Here is a 21,866-nt window from a genome sequence, read left to right as displayed (position 1 = left end):
GATTCACCTCCCCTCAAAACATTATATAGGATATCCCATTAAAGATAAACAAGCCTAAAAGAAATTTTCTTGTAAAGTGAATCTTTATTACATAAACATTCCACCGTTAACATGAAGCGTTTGACCTGTCATATATTTTGAGTCATCTGATGCAAGATAGATCGCAAGATTTGCAATATCTTCCGCTTCACCAAATTGCCCAAGTGGAATTTGTTTAAGCATCGTTTCTTTTACATCGTCCGGAAGTTGGTCCGTCATATCAGTCGTAATGAAACCTGGGGCTATTGCATTTACAGTTATGCCTCTCGGAGCTAATTCCATAGCGCTTGTTTTTGTTAATCCGATAACACCTGCTTTTGCAGCTACATAATTAGCTTGTCCAGGGTTTCCGCTTACTCCGACAATCGATGATACGTTAATAATTCTTCCAGATCTTTGCTTCATCATTTGTCTTGTAACAGCTTTCGTACAAAGGAATACTCCCTTTAAGTTTGTATTAATAACATCATCCCATTCATCTTCCTTCATTCGCATCAGTAAGTTATCACGGGTAATGCCAGCATTGTTTACAAGAATGTCTAATTTCCCAAATTGTTGGATCGTTTCTTTAACCATTTCTTGGACAGATTCACCATTCGAAATATTACATTGAAATGCGAAGGCTTTTCTACCCATTTCAATAATTTCATTTACCGTTTCCTTCGCTTTTTCCTCGCTACCAGCATAATTGACAACGACATCAGCGCCTTCTTTCGCGAACGCTATTGCAATTGCTCTACCAATTCCTCTTGAAGCACCTGTTACAATTGCTGTTTTACCTTCTAACTTCATTCGCCTTCACCTCTCAACGCATTTAATGTAGCTTCACAACTATCAGGATCTTGTACTGAAAAAACACGTACATTTTTATTTACTTTTTTAATGAGTCCAGATAAAACTTTCCCCGGACCAATTTCAATAAAAGTATCGACTCCTAGCTCAATCATTTTCTCGACTGAATCTTCCCATAATACTGGGGAATAAAGCTGCTCGATTAACTTTTCCTTTATATCTTCTTTGTTATTAATAGAATTAGCCGTAACATTTGTAATTACAGGAACTTGAGCATCTATAATATTTATTTCATTTAGAATGGATGTAAATTTCTCTGCAGCTGGTTTCATTAACTCTGAATGGAAAGGACCGCTAACATTTAAAGGTAAAACTCTTTTTGCTCCATTTTCCTTCGCAAGTTCGCCGGCTTTTTCCACTCCGGACACTGATCCGGAAATGACAATTTGACCAGGGCAATTTAAATTTGCCAACTGAACTGAATGTCCTTCTTTTGTAACCGTATCTGTGATTTCCTTTAGAATGCCTCGATCTAATCCCAATACTGCCGCCATCGTCCCCTCACCATTTGGAACCGCTTCTTCCATAAATTCACCACGTTTTGAAACGGCATAAACGGCATCCGAAAAATTAATTGCACCACTCGCTACCAAAGCTGAGTATTCCCCAAGGCTATGTCCTGCTGTATAGTCCGGAGTAATGCCTTCTTCTTTTAAATATTCCAATAATGCAATACTTGTTGTTAAAAGAGCTGGCTGTGCATTCACCGTCTTCGTGAGTAAATCTTGTGGCCCGTTAAAAATAATCGAAGAAAGCTCCCTTCCTAATCGATTATCAGCTATCTCGAATATTTCTTTTGATTTTTTATTTTCATTAACAGCGGCTTGCCCCATTCCTACAGTTTGCGAGCCTTGCCCTGGAAAAACAAATGCTATTTTCCCCATACTTATGATCTCCCTTCGTCTACAGCTTCCTTAATCGTTTCAGATATTTTATGTCTTACCATTTCACGGGTTTGACGAATAGCATGATAGATTGCATTTGCATTAGACGAACCGTGTGCTTTAATAACAGGTGCCTCTAAGCCAAATAAACATGCTCCGCCGTATTCTGTATAGTCCATCATTTTTTTCAAGCCTTTTAAATCGGACATTAGAAGGCTTGCAGCAAGTTTATTTTTTAAGCTTCCAGTCATTACATTTTTAAGCATGGAAAAAACAGACGATGCCGTCCCTTCGATTGACTTCAAAACTACATTCCCTGTAAAACCATCTGTTACAACAACATCTGCATGTCCTTCCAATAAGTCGCGGGATTCAATATTTCCAATAAAATTCAAATTGGCAGATTTTAGTAATTCAAATGCTTTTTTAGTCAAATCATTACCTTTGTTTTCTTCCGATCCAATATTTAATAAAGCAACTCTTGGTGCTTTAATCCCTCTTACTTTTTCTGCATATATATTTCCCATAATCGCATATTGTAGTAAATGTTCAGGTTTTGCATCAGCATTAGCACCTAAGTCAAGCATAACAAAGCCTTTTCCATCTAGGGTAGGTAATGTAGGGGCTAGAGCAGGTCTATCAATCCCTTTAATCCTTCCCACGACAAATAAGCCTGCCGCCATTAGCGCCCCCGTATTGCCCGCCGAAATGCATGCGTCAGCTTCACCATTTTTAACGGCTTGTGCCATCATTACCATAGAAGCATCTTTTTTTCGACGAATTGCTTTAACAGGTTCATCGGTAGCTTCAATTTTTTCTGCTGTGTGGATAATTTGAACATTCTTATGAGCGGTTAAATATTTTTTTATTTGTGCTTCATCACCATATAACAAGAATTCGGTATCAGAAAAATCTTGGGAAGCCCTATTGACACCCTGAATGATTTCCTCAGGGGCACGGTCGCCTCCCATTGCATCTATTGCTATTTTCATTTTGGCCCACCTTCTTTAAGACTTGATCGAAACATTTCAAATTCCCCTTTAAAAACTAATTCATTTCCAACGTAACTCATCACGTCCACTATCGTCCTATCAGATGGCCATCCTTGCTTACGTACCTTTGCTTTTGCGACTACTCTTTCACCTGCTTTTACAGGTCTAGTAAAATGAATATTTACTTTTACTGTAAGGGCAAGTTCATCATCAATGACAGCTACAGCTAAAGAATTAGCTTGTGCAAATAAATGATGCCCCCTAGCGATTGAATTTCGTTTGAAGACATGTTCTTGCTGTACATCAAAGATGGATATGGCGGTTTGGTCAAGCTGAATATCGATGATTTCTCCAATAACTTCATCTATAGGCAATGCCTTAACCTCATCCGCAACATGCTTTTCTGCTACATTTTTAATTCTTTCTCTTAATTCAGGTATCGCCAATTCCATACGGTCCAGCCGAATTGTTTGAACGCTGACTGAAAATTTTTCTGCTAATTCATCGTCTGTAATAAAAGGATTTTCATTAATTGTTTGGCTCAACATTCTTTGGCGATCTTTTTTTGATACTCTCATATTTTTCATCACCATTCACGATATTAAGACTAGGTATTAACAGTAGTATATAAAAATAAGGAGTTTAGCGCAACAATAACGCCACTCCTTATGAATATTTCAGTCTAGTTTTTCTCCAGAAAATGCACCGGAATCTTGAAGATATTTGCGCATATGTTCGAATTCTTTTTCCGTCCAAAACTCTTTTTGTTCAATTAATTTTATTGCATCATTTCTTGCTGTCTCAAGCGCACGATAATCATGTACCATATCTGCAACTTTAAATTCCGGTAGACCACTTTGTTTTTTACCGAAAAAGTCACCTGGCCCTCGAAGCTCCAAGTCCCTTTCACTAAGAACAAATCCATCATTTGTCTCAGTCATAATGCGCATCCGTTCTTTTCCGACATCTGTTTTTGGATCGGCCAGTAATATACAATACGATTGTTCACTACCGCGACCTACTCTACCTCTTAGCTGATGGAGTTGTGATAGACCAAACCTTTCAGCATCATATACGATCATTACAGTTGCATTCGGAACATTTACACCAACCTCCACAACTGTTGTGGAAACGAGTAGTTGTATATTATTTTCACTAAAATCTCTCATAATTTCTTCTTTTTCAGTCGCTGGAAGTCTACCGTGCATAAGACCTACTTTGAATTTCCCATGAAAATAATTGGATAGCAGATCATAAACATCAATCGCATTTTGAACGTCAAGTTTATCTGATTCTTCAATCAAGGGACAGATAATATAAGCTTGTCTGCCTTTACTTAATTCCTTTTCAACAAAATCCAAAATTCTATCTACCATGTTGTGTTTCGCCCAATGCGTTTCAATGGCTTTTCGTCCTGATGGCATTTCATCAATAATAGACACATCCATTTCTCCAAACACTGTAATAGCAAGTGTCCTCGGAATCGGAGTAGCTGTCATAAAAAGGACATCTGGACTTTCCCCTTTCTCACGGAGAATCCTTCTTTGTTCGACACCAAAACGATGCTGCTCATCCGTGATGACAAGACCTAGTTTATGGAAATTCACATCATCTTGGATCAATGCATGCGTTCCAATTAATATATGAATCTCACCTAGTTTAAGTCTTTCTAATAGCTCCTGTCGTTTCTTCCCCTTTACTGAGCTTGTAAGTAGTTCAATATTAACATTGGTTCGTGATAATAATCCTGATAGTGATTGAAAATGTTGTTCAGCAAGAATTTCTGTCGGCACCATTAGTGCACCTTGATATCCTGCGGTTACACATGCATATAGAGAAATGGCCGCCACCGCTGTTTTTCCAGATCCTACATCTCCTTGAAGAAGTCGATTCATTCTTATGGGGGATTTCAAATCTGAGCATATTTCATTCACAACCCTTTTCTGGGCATTTGTTAGTTGGAATGGCAGAGATGAAATAAAATCCTTTATTTCACGCAATTTATAATGTAGTGATACTCCTTTAGATTGCTCCCTTTCAAGTTTGCGAAAGGCTTGCATCTTCAATTGAAAATAAAGAAATTCCTCATAAACAAACCTACGCCTAGCATTCTTCACCTCATCCGGCGAATGAGGAATATGCATGATTCGAAGAGCTTCTTTTTTTGCGGGTAATTTATATTGTTTCAGAATTTGAGAAGGTAAAGTTTCTTCTATTTCTCCACCATATTCACTATAAGCTTGAACAATGTATCTACGAAGAGCCTTAACAGTAATTGGTGATTTCACAGGATATACCGGTTCGTAATCTACTGTTTGTGATTGAGGACCTATTTTTATATCCTGCCCGGTAATTGTTTGCCTGTGCTTATCCCATTTCCCTGTAACGGTAACCACATCTTGTGGAGATAATTGTCCTTTTAAATAAGCTCTATTAAAAAAAGTCACTTTAATCAAATATCGATCAACTAACAGATGGATAGTGATTCTATTTTTTTTCTTCCCATAATACATGACAGACGGCTCACTGTGGACCTTTCCTTCCACAGTGATTTTTTCATCATGAGAAACATCCGCTAAATCCCGAAGTCTGACGTCCTCATATCGAAAGGGGAGATATTGTAATAAATCACCAATATCGTTAATACCCATAGCCTTTAAGTTTTCAGCAGTTTCTTCACCTACTCCTTTTAATACAGTAGTAGGCAGTTCCAAAGAGTTAATCACGTTTTACACGCGGTACCCCAAAAATTTTAGCCTCTAAACTTCTACCGGTTGGAGTTGCCGCCAACCCTCCTTCAGCAGTTTCTCGTAAAGATCTAGGCATTTGTTGGCCAATTTTAAACATCGCATCAATAACTTCATCACAAGGGATTCGACTCGTAATACCAGCAAGTGCCATATCTGCTGCAACCATTGCATTAGCCGCACCCATAGCATTTCTTTTTACGCACGGTACTTCAACTAATCCTGCAACCGGGTCACAAACGAGACCCAGCATATTTTTTAATGTAATAGCCATCGCTTCTGCACATTGAGAAGGGGTTCCTCCAGCCATTTCTACAATAGCCGCTGCAGCCATTCCAGCTGCTGATCCAACTTCAGCTTGGCAACCACCCGCAGCTCCCGAAATAGATGCATTATTTGCAACTACAAATCCAAACGCACCGGATGTAAATAAAAACTTCACCATTTGTTCTCTTGTTGGTTGTAATTTATCGCGGACAGCAAATAATGTTCCTGGGACTACCCCCGCTGATCCAGCTGTCGGAGTTGCACAGATCGTCCCCATTGCAGCATTGACTTCGTTCGTTGCAACAGCTTTACTAACCGCGTCCAAGATAGTTTCTCCAGATAAAAAGGAACCTTTTTTAATATAATTTTGCAAAAGAACTGCATCCCCGCCAGTAAGCCCCGAATGTGAGGTTACACCTCTTATGCCACGTTCGACCGCTTCTTCCATTACTGTCAAATTTTTATCCATTTGCGCAATGATCTCCTTGCGGCTTCGATTCGTAACTTCCATTTCTTGTTCAATCATAATTTCCGATATTTGTTTATTTTGTGTTTCGGCGAGATGGACTAATTCAGAAACATTTTTAAACATTCCTAATCCTCCTTCCTAACTCTTAGGTGCTATTTAATCAAGGCTCTTTTCTCAAACGTGTTGCTTTTTCATATAAATGTTTATAATAAATGGATTTAAACTTCAAAAATGAATCATACGGCCGAGAAAAGAGCTGCCAACTTATCAGGACAGCTAAATTTTATTGAATAAGTGTAAAAGCCGGCTTTTGCGCTTTTACAAAAAACAACAAACTTTATGAAAACATCCTTAATCAACAACACGAGCAACTTGTGTAATATTTGGAAGTTTGCTGATTTCTTCAATAATTGATTCATTAATATTCTGATCCACTTCTATCGTCATAAGTGCCATTTTTCCTATTTCTTTTCTGGAAACTTCCATATGACCAATATTAATTTCGTGGGACCCGAGAATATTCGATACCGATGCAATAACCCCAAAACGGTCATTATGCACGACTAGAATAGCAGGATGATGACCTGATAATTTTAAGTGAAAACCATTCAGCTCAGTTATTTCAATTTTACCTCCGCCGATTGAGATTCCTACTAGCTCGAGTTCACCATTTTCATCACCGATTATAATCCGAGCAGTATTAGGATGTTCAGCAACAGCTGATTCCTCTATAAACTCATATTGAATATTATGTTCTTTGGCAATTTCCAAAGCTTTAATAATTCGTTTATCATCTGTATCAAAATCAAGAAGGCCACCAACGATCGCCACATCTGTTCCGTGTCCCCGATATGTTTTAGCGAAAGACTCATATAATGAAATTTTTGCCCACTTAGGCTCCCTTCCAAACAAGCTTCGAGCAACTCTTCCAATTCTAGCTGCACCTGCAGTATGGGAACTAGAAGGACCTATCATCACAGGCCCTATGATATCGAAGACACTCTTATATTTCATTGATATCTTCCTTTCTATTCACAAGGAAATAGAAGGGATAGACCCTTCTATTTTCATTTTGTTTGTAGCTCTGTAACTTTTTATGTTAATTTCCGCAGACAGGACGAGGCAACTCAGCACTATTCTTCTCACAGGAGTATTCTCGAGTCTTCCACTACAATCAATGTAGTAGCTTAACAATGACTTTAACAAAGCCTACTTTATATTATTCAACTGAAAAAATAAAGTGATATAAAGGTTGATTTCCATTATGGACTTCTACTTCGATATCTTCGTAATTTTCATTAATTAATTCTAAAAGTTGATCTAGTTCACTCTGCTTTGTATCTTCACCATATATTACAGTAAGAATTTCCGAATCTTCGTCTATCATATTCGTTAACAAATGATAAGCTGCCTTGACTAAATCCTTATTTGTCTCAACAATTTTCCCATCATTTATTCCCATATAGTCTCCTTTAGCAATTTGGAGACCATCAATATTTGTATCACGTACTGCAAAAGTGATTTGTCCTGTTTTAATGGCAGATATAGCTTCCTCCATACCTTGTCCATTTTTTTCTAGGGATTGAGTAGGATTGAATGCCAATACCGCAGCTAAGCCTTGAGGGACCGTTTTTGTCGGAACGACAACCACTTCTTCCTGAGCCATTTCTGCTGCTTGTTCAGCAGCCATGATGATATTTTTATTATTAGGAAGAATAATGATTTTTTTTGCGTTTGCTGTTTTTATAGATTTCATAATATCTTCCGTACTTGGATTCATCGTTTGACCGCCTTCGATCACTTCAGTTGCACCAATGCTTTTAAAAAGATTGGCTATGCCTGAACCCATTGAAACGGCAATAATTGCGTATTCCTGTTTTTCTTTTGGAATATTTTGAGTGGAAACAACATTGCCATGTTGATGACGGTCATCACTTACAATAGAACTATGCTGTTCCCTCATATTTTCGATTTTCATATTAATTAAGCTTCCATATTGTTGACCGTACGATAATACATCACCTGGATGCTCAGAGTGTATATGGACTTTAACAACATCATCGTCAGAAATAACGAGCAAAGAATCTCCAAACTTACTTAAATCCTGTTGAAAATCAATTTCTGAGAATTTCTTTTTATCGTTTTCAAATTTCACCATAAACTCGGTGCAGTATCCATATACGATATCTTCTGTATTCATGAAACTTTGTACATTTTGATGGTGCTGGGCACTAACAAGTTCTTCCAAAGTTGGTGCAAGTGCAGGCGTATCGGGGAGCTTTTCCCCCTTTAATACTGCTAAAAAACCTTCATACACGCAAACTAAACCTTGTCCTCCACTATCAACAACTCCTACCTCTTTTAAAACCGGAAGTAAATCAGGAGTTCTTTCTAAGGAAGCTTTTGCCTCCTGTAATGTTTTTTCCATAATGATAACAATATCCGACTCAGCATTCGCTATTTCGACGGCTTTTTTTGCAGCATCTTTTGCAACAGTCAATATCGTACCTTCTACTGGTTTCATTACTGCTTTATAAGCTGTAGTTACTCCAGCTTCAAGTGCATGTGCAAATTCTGAAGCTGAAAGAAAAGGTTTTGATTCAATATCTTTTGCAAATCCACGGAAAAGCTGAGATAAAATTACTCCTGAATTTCCGCGTGCACCCATTAATAAGCCCTTCGATAATGAAGCGGCAACTTTCCCAATATGTGCTTGCCTATTATTTTGTACTTCTTTCGAGCCCGATGACATCGAAAGATTCATATTTGTTCCAGTATCCCCGTCAGGAACTGGAAACACATTTAGTGCGTCAACCATTTTAGCATTTGCAGCTAAATGATTGGATCCTATTATGATCATCTCGGCAAACCGATTTCCATCTAATGATGTAATAGACACGTACTTTTTCCTCCTCATTACGGATTCGTTACTCGAACCCCTTGAACAAAAATATTTACTGTATCGGCTGAAATACCTATAGTTTGTTCAAGTGTGTATTTTACCTTGGATTGCACATTATGGGCAACCTCTGAAATTTTCGTTCCATAGCTCACAATAATATACATGTCTATGTGTAATGCTTGTTCTTCCTGCCGGATTATTATCCCTCGCGTAAAGTTCTCCTTACGCAATATGTCCGTTAAACCATCCCTTATTTGATTTTTGGAAGCCATTCCTACGATTCCATAGCAATCGACTGCTGCACCTCCAGCAATCGTTGCAATTACTTCATTGGATATATCAATCTGGCCATACTTTGTTTTCATTTCGATAGACATGTAATTTCCTCCTTATTGGTCGAAAAATCCATGAACGATAGAAAAGCGCAAGGCGCCCTCTAACTTCGACAAGCAAATGTTCTGAGACGCCAAAAGTCAGATCTTTGTATTTTAGACTAAGGTTATTTGACCTCAAGCCGATGGCGTCTGTAGCTAGACAGCAAAAGCCTAAGTTCAAAAATATATATACCTTTTAAAAAACTTATACTTTGCTTTTCATTAAAAAATGTTATCGCATTCACAACATAGATAAGCCTATTTTACTATAATCACCGTTATTTTTAAAGTTTTACATGAGTATTAATCATTCGGAGAGTTGGTGAAGTATTGCATTCTATATGTATGTATGATAAATTATTAAAGTATATTTTTACTAAGTGGAATAATCATTGAAGTGATGAACCAACTCATAGTCTTACTTCAGCGACGGGAGGGAATTTAAATATGGCTAAGCAATGTGTTATTACAGGCCGCAAAACAAGTACTGGCAACAAAAGATCACACGCGATGAACGCAAACAAACGTACTTGGGGAGCTAATCTTCAAAAAGTACGCATTCTCGTTAATGGTAAACCACAACGCGTATGGGTATCCGCTAGAGCACTTAAGTCTGGAAAAGTTGAACGCGTATAATATGGAATAATAATCCAAACAAAAAGGCGCCTGTAAAGGTGCCTTTTCCATTTTCATATTAGCCTTTTTTAAATGTCCCTAACATCGCTCTAACGATTCCTCCCAAAAATCTAGGGAGTTTAATTGTATAAAATCTCATTAAAATTCCCTCCTAATCTAAAATACCCACCAGTCACCCAATTGTATTATATTCGTCATGTATGGATAAGTACGCCCCCGAACAGAAAATGGGCCAGTTGCTAATCAGTACTTCTTATCATCATTAATATGCCTTTTTCAAATGAAAAATTACCATATTGTTCGATAAGTTCATTACTAATACATAAGGACGATCCAAATTCTACGGTTCGGTTGATTAAGGGGTATTTAAAACCGGTTAAGGAGAGATGCACAACTTCCTTTGTAAGTGGGATAAAGGAAATATATTTTTTTACATTGTCATTTTCCACTCGATAGTGACCTGGATAGTAGACGGATAAAGAATTTTGTTTGTCTATCATTTCAATTTTTATAAGAGGATTTTGATTTTGATATCGTGAAAGCATAAGAGCATTTGCCATAAAATGGTCCAACCTTCCACCAGTTGCTCCATATATTTTAATCATATGTGGCTTTTGCTGGACTGCCCACATCATGGCTAGCTCCATGTCTGTTTCATCTTTTTCCGGTTTATATTTATTAATGTCTCGGATGTTCTTGTCAATTATTGACCATTCCTCATCGGTAACAGAATCAAAATCACCAACTGCGTAATCTGGCGTAATCCCTTTTTTCAATAAATAATAAACTCCCCTATCGACACCCATCCAGATAATATTGTTGGGAAATCGAGTTAACTCAGGGATTAATTCAAGAGGTCCCCCTGCTACAATATGAATGATCTTTTTCTCTTCATTCATTGTTTACTAGTTTTGAGCGGATATCTCGAATGGCCGCATGCCGATCCTTTCTATTAAAAATGGCAGACCCGGCAACGAATACATTTGCACCTGCTTTTTGGCATGCAATAATTGTACCTTCATGGATGCCTCCATCCACTTCAATATCAATACATAATTCTCTTTTCTCAATCATTCTTCTTACTTCACTGATTTTAGGCAAAACTGCATCAATAAAAGCTTGCCCTCCAAATCCTGGGTTTACTGTCATTAACAAAACCATGTCTATTTCTTCCAGCACATGCGCGATCGTAGAAGCCGGAGTGGCTGGATTTAATACAACTCCAGATTTTACACCATTTTTTCTAATTTCTTGCAATGTGCGATGTAAATGTCGAGTTGCTTCAACATGTACTGTAATAATGTCAGCTCCTGCTTCTGCAAATGCTTTTATATATCGATCAGGATTTTCAATCATGAGGTGAACATCAAGTGGCAGATTAGTTGCTTTTCTTACTGCCTCTACAACAACTGGCCCCATCGATATATTAGGGACGAAGTGACCATCCATAACATCAATATGGATATAATCCGCTCCCCCTTTTTCAACGTCTTTGACCTCTTCAGCCAATTTTGAAAAGTCGGCAGCCAATATGGATGGAGCGATTTTTATCATACTCAATACCTCGGCTTTCTCTCTTTTATTTCCTGTAAAAATAGAAGGTAATGATCATATCGTTCTCTTGAAATCTCATTTTTTTCAACTGCAGTTTTTACAGCGCATTTCGGTTCATTTACGTGAAGACAGCCCCGAAATTTACATTCCTCACTTTTTTCAGAGATTTCGGGAAATGCATAAGCTAAATCCTCAGCTTCAATATTAGTAAAATCAAGTGAACTAAATCCCGGTGTATCTGCTACAAGTCCTTCACGAACTTCCATTAACTCTACATGTCGGGTTGTATGTTTACCCCTACCAAGATGGCTAGATATTTCATCTGTTTTTAACTGTAGTTCGGGATTCAAAGCATTGATTAGCGATGATTTCCCAACACCTGATTGCCCTGCAAAAACACTGGTTTTACTTTTCAATAAAGGGTATAACTCGTTAATCCCTTCTTCTGTTTTCGCTGATAACAATACTACTTCATATCCAATTGAACGATAATATTCTAAATAACTATTTACTTCCGTTCTTTCATTTTCCGCTAATAAATCTGCTTTTGTTATACATATAATAGGCTGGATTTCATTTGATTCAACATTTACAAGGAAACGGTCGAGTAATAATGGACTAAATTCCGGTTCTGTAGAAGAAAAAATTAATATCGCTTGGTCGATGTTAGCAATAGGAGGTCTTACAAGCTCATTTTTGCGAGGCTTTACTTCCATAATATAACCTTCTCTATCATTTTCAGCTTGAAAAATAACGTTATCTCCAACAAGAGGAGTTATTTTGTTTTTGCGAAAGACCCCCCTGCCCCTACACTGAACCATCTTACCATCCGATAAAACATAATAAAAACCACTAAGCGCTTTAATAATTTTCCCTTCAGTCATAGCACCGTTCCTTTCAAAACATTTGATATTAGACAATTTATACTTCTACGGTTTCTCTAAACATTCATGTAAGATAAATTTCATATCCAGGTAACTGTTAATCACCTGGATATGAAATCTCGTCCTCATCTATAACATAATTATCTCTAATAATTTGATATTTTGCAGTTTTTCCTTTTTCAATCGTGAATTGCAATTCTTTCTCTACAGTTTCAGTAATCTCAAAGGTTTCCACCGGATCAGACATTGTATGATTGAAATCCTCAATTCGAATAACGATTACTTGTGGTTCCCCTTCCTCCGTTGGAGCATATGGAATTGTTACTTTTTTAGTTGTACTTTTTGGAGGGATCTCTTCTCGACCTTTGGAAATTACGACAGTAACTTGATCTCCTTTTGAAAGCTGAGCATTTGGAGCTGGATCTTGAGAAATCACAAGCCCTTCAGTAACATCATCAGAATACTGTTCATGCGACATATCAATGTATAATCCTGAAGATTCTCCATAGTTTTCCAAGCCTTTAGTGTTATATCCACGCAAATCTTTCAATGTTATTTTCTCTTCTCCAAGGCTCACAACAAAAGAAAGAACCGCTTCTTCAGGAATAACAGGTGTTTCAGGACTTGGTGATTGCTCTAATATCGTCCCTTCTTGTGATTCATCATGCTTTTGAGTGATATTAAAATTCTCAAATCCTTCATTCTCTAAAAGTTTTTTTACGTCATCAATGCTTTTGCCCGTGTAGTCATCTAAAATAAATTTGTTTTTTCCAGTGCTTATATATAAGTCAACTGAATAACCCTTTTTAACAGTCATGCCAGCTTTAGGACTTGTCTTTATGACAATACCTTCTGGAACCTCATCACTTGGAGTGTCTATTTTGTTTCCTATTTTTAGACCTTCACCGACAAGAAGAACGACAGCATCATTTAATTCTTCCCCACTGACATCAGGAATTTCTACATTTTTCGCATTTTGGAGAGCAGGAAATACATATGTCACGAAAATAAGTGATAAGAGCACTAAAGTTAAAAATATTCCAATGACCCATGGCCATTTCTTCTTACGCTTAGGTTTTTTATTAGGATCATTCGATTTTTTTACTTCTTCTTTCTTATTCTTGTGAAGAATCGTTTTGTCATTTATGCTAGGGTCGTTTTCTGCAGTTATGACTGGAATTGCTTTTGTCGCCTCGATATCTTCAGGTATCGTAAACTTAGGTTCGTTTATTCTATCGATGTCCAATGCCGTTTCTAGATCCTTTGCCATTTCGTCTGTATTTGCATAACGGACAAATGGATCCTTAGCAGTTGCTTTTAAAACAATATTTTCAACACTCTGAGGAATATCAGGATTCCACCGACTAGGTGATGGTGTTTCTGATTGCAAATGCTTTAATGCAATTGATACAGCCGATTCTCCTGAAAAAGGGAGCCTACCGGTCAAAAGCTCGAACATGACTATTCCTAAAGAATAAATATCAGATTTTTTAGTTGCCATCCCACCCCGCGCTTGTTCTGGTGACAAATAATGCACTGAACCGAGTACAGCATTCGTTTGCGTAATTGAAGTGGCTGATAAAGCCATCGCAATGCCAAAATCGGTAATCATTACATTTCCGTGGTGATCGATCAATATATTTTGCGGCTTGATATCACGATGAACAATATGATTTTGATGGGCATGGGAAATAGCTGATGTTAATTGTTTCATTATATCTAGAGTCTGTTCAAGCGGAATTGGATGGTAATATTGTATGTATTGCTTTAATGTCATTCCATCGACATACTCCATAACGATATAGTAAATATCGTCTTCTTCCCCAACATCGTATATACTTACGATATTTTCATGGGTCAAACTAGTTGCTGATTGGGCCTCTCTTTGAAATCGGCGGATAAACTCATCCTCGGTGGCAAACTCTAACCGCAATATTTTAATCGCGACATCACGATCTAATATCATATCATGTGCAAGATAAACATTAGCCATACCGCCTCCGCCTATCATTTGCAACAATTTATAGCGGCCGCTAATTCTTTTTCCCAATAACATTACGCGCACCCGCTTTCAGGGCAAGCACAAACAATGGCGAGTGAAATATTATCTTCTCCACCATAATGATTTGCAAGTTGAATAAGAGCATCGGCTTTTTCATTTAAATTTGTATCATCCATTAATATCTTTTCCATTTCAGAATTAGATACTTTATTAGATAAACCGTCCGAACAAAGAAGAAGCTTATTATCTTCTTCAAAGGTAATAGTAGAAATGTCCATATCTATGTTAGATTCCGTCCCCATCGCATTTAATAACACATTTTTTCGCGGATGCAATTCAGCATCCTCAGGAGAAATTTGTCCGGCTTTTATCAATTCATTGACTAGTGAATGATCTTCTGTCAACTGATTAAATCCACTATCATTTAACAGATAGCAGCGACTATCTCCAATATTTACAATCGTCGCAAAAGTATCAGTACAAATGGTTGCGACTAATGTGGTGCCCATACCATTGTATTCTTGATGTTGTTGTGAATGGTCGAATATTTCCTTATTCACCAAGGTCACATTATCCAAGAACCATTTTCCTGCTGATTCTGGTGTAAATTCATCATCAACATCCGCCCATAATTCTTGAAGCTTCATGACAGCAATGCGACTTGCAACTTCTCCGGCTTGATGGCCACCCATTCCATCCGCAACTATCGCTAAACAGTTCCCCTTTTTATTATAAAAAATTCCGCCATTGTCTTCGTTATGTGGCCGGACCTTGCCTTTGTCCGTTTTAAATAAAGCTTTCATACTCTCGTCCCCTCTTTAGGCTACTTCTTTCTAAAACACGAAATAAAAAATCCATCACCGCCAAAATCTTGCGGAAAAATTTGAATGGTATTTGAGCCTTCTTTAATGAAATGAGAAAGTGCTGTTGGCAAAGTAAGGGCATGAGACTCAAAGTCTTCATGCAGTTCAAGAAACGCAGCAGCTGTTCCAAAGTTTTCCTCTAGATCAACTGTACAAGTACTGTAGACAAGAAGTCCACCCTTTTTTAATAATGAAGCTGTTGCATCCAATATACGAAGCTGGACTTCCCTTAGTGATTGGATATCTTCATCCGTTTTTGAATATTTTATATCCGGTTTTCTTCTTAACACACCAAGTCCTGAACACGGTGCGTCAACTAGTATTCGATCAAATGACTCAGATTGAAATGAATCACCTGAATGACGGCTATCCATTACTAAAGCATCGATATTATTAAGGCCTAGACGTGATGCATTTTCCTTAATCAGCTTAATTTTATGCGGATGAAGATCTAATGAAGTGACCTTTCCTGTTCCCTTTAATAATTCGGCAATATGTCCAGTTTTCCCCCCTGGTGCCGCACAAGCATCTAGAACTGCCATATTTGGTGCAATTTCAAGGGCATAAGCAACTGCCATCGAACTTTCATCTTGAATACTGTAGTATCCTTTTTTATATAAGTCCGAATTTGCAGCATTCCCTTTTAAAATTCGGATTGATTCTGAAATGATCGGGCTTACCTCGACTGAAAAACCTTCCACTTCGAGCATGCTGCACACTTCTTCTCTATTAGTCTTCGTCTCATTAATTCTTACAGTTTGAACGGGTGCCAATAGATTCTCTTCACACATTGCTTTTGCTTTTTCGAAACCGTATTGATCGATCCATCTTCTCACGAGCCAAAGTGGATGGCTTGTCTCTATCGAAAGTTTTTCAACAGGGTCCGTAATCGCATCAAGTGACCGGAGACCTTCTCTTTGCACCGATCTTAAAATCCCATTTACAAGACCAACAATCCCTCTATGTCCGCGCTTTTTTGCAATTTCCACTGCTTCAAATATAATGGCTCGATCTGGAACTTTATCTAAATAAATCATTTGATAAAGAGAAAGGCGAAGTAAAATATGGACCCATTGCTCCAACTTCTTCTTTATGAAAGGTTGCAAATAATAATCTAAAGTCATCTTGCGTTGTATCGTACCGTATACGATTTCAGTCAACAAACCCGTATCTGGACCAGTAATTTGATATTTTTTTATGACTTGGTTTAAAAGTAAATTACTGTAGGATTGATGTTGATCAATGGCAATCAAAACATCTAATGCTGCTTCTCTAACTGTTTTTTTCTGTTTATTCATCGTAAGTATCCAATCTGGTTCCAAGACTGATTTCGTTTCCAGCCCCGTGTAAAAATTGCTGTGCAGACATTTTTTTCTTACCTGCTGGCTGAAGTTCTACTATTTTTATTCCTATTTTATTCCCAGTAGAAATAACGAAACCATTCTGCTCCATTGATATGACTTCTCCGGGGTGATGTTCTTCAACTACATTTATTTTCTCCGCTTTCCACACTTTCCAAACTTGACTATTAAATGTAGTGTAAGCGACTGGCCATGGACACAAGCCTCTTATTTGATTGTAAATCTTCTCTCCATTATCATGCCAATTGATTTTTTCTTGTTCACGTTTAATGTTAGAAGCAAATGTAGCTTTCTCGTGATCTTGAGGCGTAGCCTTAATTTCACCTGAGATTAGTATAGGAATCGTATTAATAAGCAACTCAGAACCAGCCATACTTAGCTTATCATGTAAAGTCCCAACATTATCATCTTCATGTATCGGAACCTCGACTTGGCTAATAATATCTCCGGCATCTAGTTTATCTACCATATACATGATCGTAATTCCTGTTTTTTCTTTCCCTTGTAATATTGCATAATGAATAGGTGCGCCACCCCTTAATTCAGGTAGTAGTGAGGCATGGACGTTGATACAACCATATTTAGGGGCTTCAAGAATAGATGTTGGCAATATTTGTCCATATGCAGCGGTGACGATCAAATCTGGTTCTAAATTAAGAATTTCATTTGCAGATTCCGTATCACGAATTTTTTCTGGTTGAAGTACACGTATTCCTTGACGTTCTGCTTCGACTTTTACAGGTGGTGGGGTCAGAACTTTTTTCCGACCTACAGGGCGATCTGGCTGGGTTACTACTGCTAAAATATCATATCCATTTTCGATTAAAGTTTTTAGCACTGGTACTGAAAAATCCGGTGTACCCATAAATACGATTTTCGTCATTCATCTTCACTACTTTCTAAATCTTCTTCATCAACATATTCTATTATTTTTGAAGTAAAAAGTACTCCATCTAAGTGATCCAGTTCATGCTGGATCACTCGAGCTAAGTAATCCTCTGCAATCAACGTAAAATTACTTCCATTACGGTCCATTGCTTGAATAGTTACAGTATAATTCCTAGAAACAGTTCCATAAAGGCCGGGAAAACTTAAACATCCTTCAATATCCGTCTGCTCTCCACTACGTTCAATGATTTTAGGATTGATAAGTTCCAGCCTTCCTTCCTCTTCAACGAGTTCGATGAGTGCTATTTGTTTGCTAACACCCACTTGTGGAGCAGCAAGGCCAACTCCATCTGCTTCTATCATCGTTTCATACATATCTTCTAATAATTGATGCAACTCGTGTCCAAACTCGGTAACTCTCTCGCATTTTCTCTCTAATATAGTTGATGGATGTTGTACAATGTTGAGGATTGCCAATATTTTCACTCTCTTCTATTCAGTTACATCATCATATAAGGATTCACATCTATCGAAATAGCCAGACCTTCTTTAATATACTGCTGTTGATAATGTTCCAATACTTTGTGTAACGTCGGTTTTAATTCTGGTTCATGTTTGTATTTTATCAAACATTGATAACGATATCTATTATTGATACGAGGGATCGGCGACGCAACCGGACCTAAAATAATTGCTTCATTAGAAATTCTTGATTGCACATATTTTGTAATCTTTTCTGTCGTCGAAACTGTTTTCATTAAATCTTCGTGGCTAATGGTAATTAGAGTTAAATAATAAAAAGGTGGGTAAGAACCGACCTTGCGCATAACCATCTCTTGATGATAAAAGCGATTATAATCTTGATCTCCTGCATATTCAACACTGTAATGCTCCGGAGTATATGTTTGAATAACTACCTCTCCACTCAGCTCATGCCTACCTGCTCTGCCGCTAACTTGAGTAAGAAGCTGAAATGTTTTTTCACTTGCTCTAAAATCAGGTAAATGAAGCATCGTATCAGCACTTAGAACTCCAACAAGAGTAATGTTTGGAAAATCAAGTCCTTTTGCAATCATTTGCGTCCCGAGTAAAATATCCGCTTTTCCCGATTGAAAATGCTCCAATAGCTTTTCATGGGCTCCCTTTCGTCCCGTTGTATCGACATCCATACGAACAACTCTTGCTTCTGGGAAAATTTTATACAATTCTTCTTCCACTTTTTGGGTACCTGTACCAAAATAACGAATGTGGTTGCTTGAACATTCAGGACAAGTACTTGGTACAAATGAAATATACCCACAGTAATGACATTTCATTTCGTTCGTATATTGATGATAGGTTAGCGATATATCACAATGAGGACATTGCATTACATACCCACAGTCTCTACACATCATAAATGAGGAATGTCCTCTTCTATTAAGAAATAAAATCGTTTGTTCTTTTTTCTCTAAACGGTCTTCAAGTTTAGAATGCAATTCTCTAGAAAACATCGAACGATTTCCGTCTCTCATTTCTTCACGCATATCTATGATTGAAACGTGAGGAAGTTCTTTATTATTCATCCTTTTTGCTAAAGTAAGTTGGTGATACACCTTCTTTTGCGCTCTTGCAAATGTTTCAAGAGATGGTGTTGCACTACCAAGAATAACAGGGCAATGGTGATGCTTCGCTCGATAAATAGCGACATCTCTAGCGTGATACCGTGGCAGTTCCTCTTGTTTATAGCTTGTTTCATGCTCTTCATCAATAATGATAATTCCTAAATTTTCAAAAGGAGCAAATACTGCAGAACGAGCTCCAACGACAACCTTTGCCTCTTTTCTTTGCACCTTCCTCCATTCATCGTATTTCTCACCTATTGAAAGACCACTATGCAATACCGCTACATCATCGCCAAACCTACTTTTAAATCGATCAACCATTTGCGGTGTAAGCGAGATTTCAGGTACAAGAACGATGGCTTCCTGTCCTTTGTCTAATACTCTTTGAATGGACTGTAAATAAATTTCCGTTTTTCCACTACCTGTAACACCATATAAAAGGAAAGTTTCATAATTCTCAGATTCAATTGTTTCTAATATTGGTGCAATGACTTTATTTTGCTCCTCCGTTAATGGAAGTGGTGCAGAACGATTAAATTGCTTATGAGCAAATGGATCACGATATATTTCCTCGCTTTTTTCAGTAAAGACTCCCTTTTTTACTAATGCTTGAATAGAAGACTGTGGTGAGCCAGTTTCTGCTAACTCTTTTGCGGTATATTGAATAGCTTGACGCTTTATTACGTATTCAAGAATCCGTTTTTGATTGATTGCATTTTGTGGAAGAGAATTCACCAATAATATAATTTCTTCATTATTCATCATAGTTTGATAGACTTTTCTCATCTTTTTATTAGCAAGACTTTTTACATTATACACAACCTCGGCATTACCTAATTTTATTTGAGCATGGAGGGCAGGAAGGATATTTTGTTCTTCTGCCTTTTTCCATGTAATCTCCGTTTTCCCGTCAAATAAATCATCAAGAAATGGGTTATCGTCCATGTTAATTCGTAGAAAACGTTTTTCGTATTTTGCTTTCATTGCTGCAGGAAGCATCGCTTGAAAACATGATATTTTAAAAGAAAGTGTATCTGTAGCTAACCATTCTCCAAGTTTGAGCAATTCCTCGTTCAGAACAGGTGTTAAATCGAGTGGCTCTTTTAATTCTTTTAATTTCTCTGAAAAAGAACTATCATTTTTTAGTCCAGTGACAAACCCTTGTATCGTCCTTGGTCCAAAAGGAACTGCTACTCTCATTCCAGTTTCAATGATTCCAATCCATTTTTCAGGAATAAGGTAATCAAATTCTTTATCTGTTCCAAGAGCAGGTACATCTACAATCACTGTAGCTATATTCATTATTAGTCATCTCCCATTTTGAGGATGATTTCTCCTAAAATTTCTTTAGCCGTTTCATGCTTACTTAATAATGGAAGTTTTTTAACTGATTTATCTTTATGGAAAATCGTAACGATATTTGTATCCCCTGAAAAACCCGCTCCAGCTTCAAGAATATTGTTTCCAACAATCATATCTAAATTTTTTCTTTCTAACTTTTGAAGTGCGTATTTTTCCAAATCATTTGTTTCCGCTGCAAACCCAACAAGAAATTGACGATCCTTATTTTTACCTAATTCCTGTAAGATGTCTTTCGTTCTTTCAAATTCTATCATTAAGTTTCCATCCTGTTTCTTCACTTTCTTATCATAAACAAGACTTGGCTTGTAATCTGCCACTGCAGCACTTTTAATTACGACATCCACTTGAGGATAATACTTCATTACTTCGTTATACATATCTTCTGCACTTTCTATTTTGAGAAATGTGACGCCAGCAGGAACTTCCGTATTGTCAGCACCTGAAACTAAGACAACATCAGCACCCATCTTTACTGCTTCCTCAGCAAGAGCGTATCCCATTTTTCCACTGGAGTGATTCGTAACGTATCGTACAGGATCGATTTTTTCTTTAGTAGGACCTGCCGTTATTAAAACCTTCTTTCCATTTAAAGGCAGTGGCAACGAATTAAAATGAGAATGAATCAATTCCACTATTTTCTCCGGTTCTTCCAATCTTCCTTTTCCGATATAACCGCACGCTAAATATCCTTCCCCTGGTTCAATAAAGCGATGTCCATATTGATAAAGAGTTTGAATATTTTTTTGTACTGCTGGATGACTATACATATGTACATTCATGGCGGGGGCAACCCAAACAGGAGCCGTTGCAGCGAGCAAGGTGGTAGAAATCATATCATCTGCAATCCCATTTGCAAGTTTCCCGATCATATTTGCAGTGGCAGGCGCAACAATAATAAGATCTGCCCAATCCGCAACATCGATATGAGCAATCACTTCAGGATTATTTTCTATAAATGTATCTGTATATACTTCATTTCTTGATAATGCCTGGAAGGTAAGAGGAGATACAAATTTCGTAGCCGATTCACTCATGATCACTTTCACATTATAGCCATTTTGTACGAGCTTGCTTGTTAGTGCGCAAGCCTTGTACACAGCGATTCCTCCGCTTACGCATAATAAAATATTTTTTTCGCTCATTTTATTAATCTCCCATCATCAAATCATCATTTATATTATTATTG

21 protein-coding genes are annotated in these 21,866 nt (G+C 37.5%); 1 reads left to right on the top strand and 20 read right to left on the bottom strand.

Going from position 1 to position 21,866, the window contains the following annotated elements:
* Window positions 1–87: 87 nt before the first annotated feature.
* The 9 genes from fabG to KHA93_RS04515 form a co-directional block, all read right to left on the bottom strand.
* Window positions 88–831, bottom strand: a complete 744-nt coding sequence (fabG, locus tag KHA93_RS04555; protein WP_213109642.1) for a 3-oxoacyl-[acyl-carrier-protein] reductase — start codon at window positions 829–831, stop codon at window positions 88–90.
* Window positions 828–1,775, bottom strand: a complete 948-nt coding sequence (gene fabD, locus KHA93_RS04550; protein ID WP_213109641.1) for an ACP S-malonyltransferase — start codon at window positions 1,773–1,775, stop codon at window positions 828–830. Before fabD ends, fabG begins: the two co-directional genes overlap by 4 nt.
* Window positions 1,776–1,777: 2 nt before the next feature.
* Window positions 1,778–2,767 (bottom strand): phosphate acyltransferase PlsX, encoded by a 990-nt coding sequence (gene plsX, locus KHA93_RS04545; RefSeq protein WP_213109640.1) that lies wholly within the window; start codon window positions 2,765–2,767, stop codon window positions 1,778–1,780.
* Entirely contained in the window at window positions 2,764–3,345 is a 582-nt protein-coding gene (fapR, locus tag KHA93_RS04540; RefSeq protein ID WP_213109639.1) for a transcription factor FapR, read from the bottom strand. The genes plsX and fapR overlap by 4 nt, the downstream gene beginning before the upstream one ends.
* Before the next feature lie 99 nt (window positions 3,346–3,444).
* Window positions 3,445–5,493 carry an ATP-dependent DNA helicase RecG gene (recG, locus tag KHA93_RS04535; protein WP_213109638.1) on the bottom strand — a complete coding sequence of 683 codons (2,049 nt, stop codon included), beginning with the start codon at window positions 5,491–5,493 and terminating at the stop codon, window positions 3,445–3,447.
* Window positions 5,486–6,373 carry an L-serine ammonia-lyase, iron-sulfur-dependent, subunit alpha gene (gene sdaAA, locus KHA93_RS04530; protein WP_213109637.1) on the bottom strand — a complete coding sequence of 296 codons (888 nt, stop codon included), beginning with the start codon at window positions 6,371–6,373 and terminating at the stop codon, window positions 5,486–5,488. The genes recG and sdaAA overlap by 8 nt, the downstream gene beginning before the upstream one ends.
* A gap of 228 nt (window positions 6,374–6,601) precedes the next feature.
* Entirely contained in the window at window positions 6,602–7,264 is a 663-nt protein-coding gene (sdaAB, locus tag KHA93_RS04525; RefSeq protein ID WP_213109636.1) for an L-serine ammonia-lyase, iron-sulfur-dependent subunit beta, read from the bottom strand.
* A 205-nt stretch (window positions 7,265–7,469) separates the two neighbouring features.
* On the bottom strand, window positions 7,470–9,149 hold the full coding sequence (locus KHA93_RS04520) for a DAK2 domain-containing protein (RefSeq protein WP_213109635.1): 1,680 nt from the start codon (window positions 9,147–9,149) through the stop codon (window positions 7,470–7,472).
* 17 nt (window positions 9,150–9,166) lie between these two features.
* Entirely contained in the window at window positions 9,167–9,529 is a 363-nt protein-coding gene (locus KHA93_RS04515; protein WP_213109634.1) for an Asp23/Gls24 family envelope stress response protein, read from the bottom strand.
* A 444-nt stretch (window positions 9,530–9,973) separates the two neighbouring features.
* Here KHA93_RS04515 and rpmB point away from each other — a divergent pair, with 444 nt between their 5' ends.
* The gene (gene rpmB, locus KHA93_RS04510) at window positions 9,974–10,162 is read left to right on the top strand and encodes a 50S ribosomal protein L28 (RefSeq protein WP_213109633.1); all 189 of its coding nucleotides are present in this window, start codon (window positions 9,974–9,976) and stop codon (window positions 10,160–10,162) included.
* A 58-nt stretch (window positions 10,163–10,220) separates the two neighbouring features.
* On the opposite strand, the gene spoVM is transcribed toward rpmB, so the two are convergent.
* The 11 genes from spoVM to coaBC form a co-directional block, all read right to left on the bottom strand.
* On the bottom strand, window positions 10,221–10,301 hold the full coding sequence (gene spoVM, locus KHA93_RS04505) for a stage V sporulation protein SpoVM (protein WP_144920313.1): 81 nt from the start codon (window positions 10,299–10,301) through the stop codon (window positions 10,221–10,223).
* Between the two features lie 100 nt (window positions 10,302–10,401).
* Window positions 10,402–11,061, bottom strand: a complete 660-nt coding sequence (locus tag KHA93_RS04500; protein ID WP_213109632.1) for a thiamine diphosphokinase — start codon at window positions 11,059–11,061, stop codon at window positions 10,402–10,404.
* Window positions 11,054–11,716, bottom strand: coding sequence for a ribulose-phosphate 3-epimerase (gene rpe, locus KHA93_RS04495; RefSeq protein ID WP_213109631.1), 663 nt, complete (start codon window positions 11,714–11,716; stop codon window positions 11,054–11,056). Before rpe ends, KHA93_RS04500 begins: the two co-directional genes overlap by 8 nt.
* Window positions 11,717–11,718: 2 nt before the next feature.
* The gene (gene rsgA / locus KHA93_RS04490; RefSeq protein WP_213109630.1) at window positions 11,719–12,600 is read right to left on the bottom strand and encodes a ribosome small subunit-dependent GTPase A; all 882 of its coding nucleotides are present in this window, start codon (window positions 12,598–12,600) and stop codon (window positions 11,719–11,721) included.
* 97 nt (window positions 12,601–12,697) lie between these two features.
* Window positions 12,698–14,656: a Stk1 family PASTA domain-containing Ser/Thr kinase gene (pknB, locus tag KHA93_RS04485; RefSeq protein WP_213109629.1), complete on the bottom strand. Its 1,959-nt coding sequence runs from the start codon at window positions 14,654–14,656 to the stop codon at window positions 12,698–12,700.
* Window positions 14,656–15,405, bottom strand: a complete 750-nt coding sequence (locus KHA93_RS04480) for a Stp1/IreP family PP2C-type Ser/Thr phosphatase (RefSeq protein WP_213109628.1) — start codon at window positions 15,403–15,405, stop codon at window positions 14,656–14,658. Before KHA93_RS04480 ends, pknB begins: the two co-directional genes overlap by 1 nt.
* A 20-nt stretch (window positions 15,406–15,425) precedes the next feature.
* Complete coding sequence (rsmB, locus tag KHA93_RS04475; RefSeq protein ID WP_213109627.1) at window positions 15,426–16,763, bottom strand: 16S rRNA (cytosine(967)-C(5))-methyltransferase RsmB; 1,338 nt, start codon at window positions 16,761–16,763, stop codon at window positions 15,426–15,428.
* Window positions 16,756–17,709 (bottom strand): methionyl-tRNA formyltransferase, encoded by a 954-nt coding sequence (fmt, locus tag KHA93_RS04470; RefSeq protein ID WP_213109626.1) that lies wholly within the window; start codon window positions 17,707–17,709, stop codon window positions 16,756–16,758. Before fmt ends, rsmB begins: the two co-directional genes overlap by 8 nt.
* Window positions 17,706–18,185 carry a peptide deformylase gene (gene def / locus KHA93_RS04465; protein ID WP_213112769.1) on the bottom strand — a complete coding sequence of 160 codons (480 nt, stop codon included), beginning with the start codon at window positions 18,183–18,185 and terminating at the stop codon, window positions 17,706–17,708. Before def ends, fmt begins: the two co-directional genes overlap by 4 nt.
* A 29-nt stretch (window positions 18,186–18,214) precedes the next feature.
* Window positions 18,215–20,620, bottom strand: a complete 2,406-nt coding sequence (priA, locus tag KHA93_RS04460) for a primosomal protein N' (RefSeq protein WP_213109625.1) — start codon at window positions 20,618–20,620, stop codon at window positions 18,215–18,217.
* Window positions 20,621–20,622: 2 nt separating this feature from the next.
* On the bottom strand, window positions 20,623–21,822 hold the full coding sequence (gene coaBC / locus KHA93_RS04455; RefSeq protein WP_213109624.1) for a bifunctional phosphopantothenoylcysteine decarboxylase/phosphopantothenate--cysteine ligase CoaBC: 1,200 nt from the start codon (window positions 21,820–21,822) through the stop codon (window positions 20,623–20,625).
* Window positions 21,823–21,866: the final 44 nt, after the last annotated feature.

The organism is Lederbergia citrisecunda (assembly GCF_018343695.1).
GTDB classification, from domain to species: domain Bacteria; phylum Bacillota; class Bacilli; order Bacillales; family Bacillaceae_C; genus Lederbergia; species Lederbergia citrisecunda.
The sequence above is the reverse complement of the archived record's forward strand: the minus strand, read 5'-3'. Positions and strand labels throughout refer to the sequence as shown.

Excerpts from the sequence above, each read along its gene's own strand:
- fabG (WP_213109642.1), bottom strand. The coding sequence starts at position 831 with ATGAAGTTAGAAGGTAAAACAGCAATTGTAACAGGTGCTTCAAGAGGA.
- fabD (WP_213109641.1), bottom strand. The coding sequence starts at position 1,775 with ATGGGGAAAATAGCATTTGTTTTTCCAGGGCAAGGCTCGCAAACTGTA.
- plsX (WP_213109640.1), bottom strand. The coding sequence starts at position 2,767 with ATGAAAATAGCAATAGATGCAATGGGAGGCGACCGTGCCCCTGAGGAA.
- fapR (WP_213109639.1), bottom strand. The coding sequence starts at position 3,345 with ATGAGAGTATCAAAAAAAGATCGCCAAAGAATGTTGAGCCAAACAATT.
- sdaAA (WP_213109637.1), bottom strand. The coding sequence starts at position 6,373 with ATGTTTAAAAATGTTTCTGAATTAGTCCATCTCGCCGAAACACAAAAT.
- sdaAB (WP_213109636.1), bottom strand. The coding sequence starts at position 7,264 with ATGAAATATAAGAGTGTCTTCGATATCATAGGGCCTGTGATGATAGGT.
- KHA93_RS04515 (WP_213109634.1), bottom strand. The coding sequence starts at position 9,529 with ATGTCTATCGAAATGAAAACAAAGTATGGCCAGATTGATATATCCAAT.
- rpmB (WP_213109633.1), top strand. The coding sequence starts at position 9,974 with ATGGCTAAGCAATGTGTTATTACAGGCCGCAAAACAAGTACTGGCAAC.
- spoVM (WP_144920313.1), bottom strand. The coding sequence starts at position 10,301 with ATGAGATTTTATACAATTAAACTCCCTAGATTTTTGGGAGGAATCGTT.
- KHA93_RS04500 (WP_213109632.1), bottom strand. The coding sequence starts at position 11,061 with ATGAATGAAGAGAAAAAGATCATTCATATTGTAGCAGGGGGACCTCTT.
- rpe (WP_213109631.1), bottom strand. The coding sequence starts at position 11,716 with ATGATAAAAATCGCTCCATCCATATTGGCTGCCGACTTTTCAAAATTG.
- rsgA (WP_213109630.1), bottom strand. The coding sequence starts at position 12,600 with ATGACTGAAGGGAAAATTATTAAAGCGCTTAGTGGTTTTTATTATGTT.
- pknB (WP_213109629.1), bottom strand. The coding sequence starts at position 14,656 with ATGTTATTGGGAAAAAGAATTAGCGGCCGCTATAAATTGTTGCAAATG.
- KHA93_RS04480 (WP_213109628.1), bottom strand. The coding sequence starts at position 15,405 with ATGAAAGCTTTATTTAAAACGGACAAAGGCAAGGTCCGGCCACATAAC.
- rsmB (WP_213109627.1), bottom strand. The coding sequence starts at position 16,763 with ATGAATAAACAGAAAAAAACAGTTAGAGAAGCAGCATTAGATGTTTTG.
- fmt (WP_213109626.1), bottom strand. The coding sequence starts at position 17,709 with ATGACGAAAATCGTATTTATGGGTACACCGGATTTTTCAGTACCAGTG.
- priA (WP_213109625.1), bottom strand. The coding sequence starts at position 20,620 with ATGAATATAGCTACAGTGATTGTAGATGTACCTGCTCTTGGAACAGAT.
- coaBC (WP_213109624.1), bottom strand. The coding sequence starts at position 21,822 with ATGAGCGAAAAAAATATTTTATTATGCGTAAGCGGAGGAATCGCTGTG.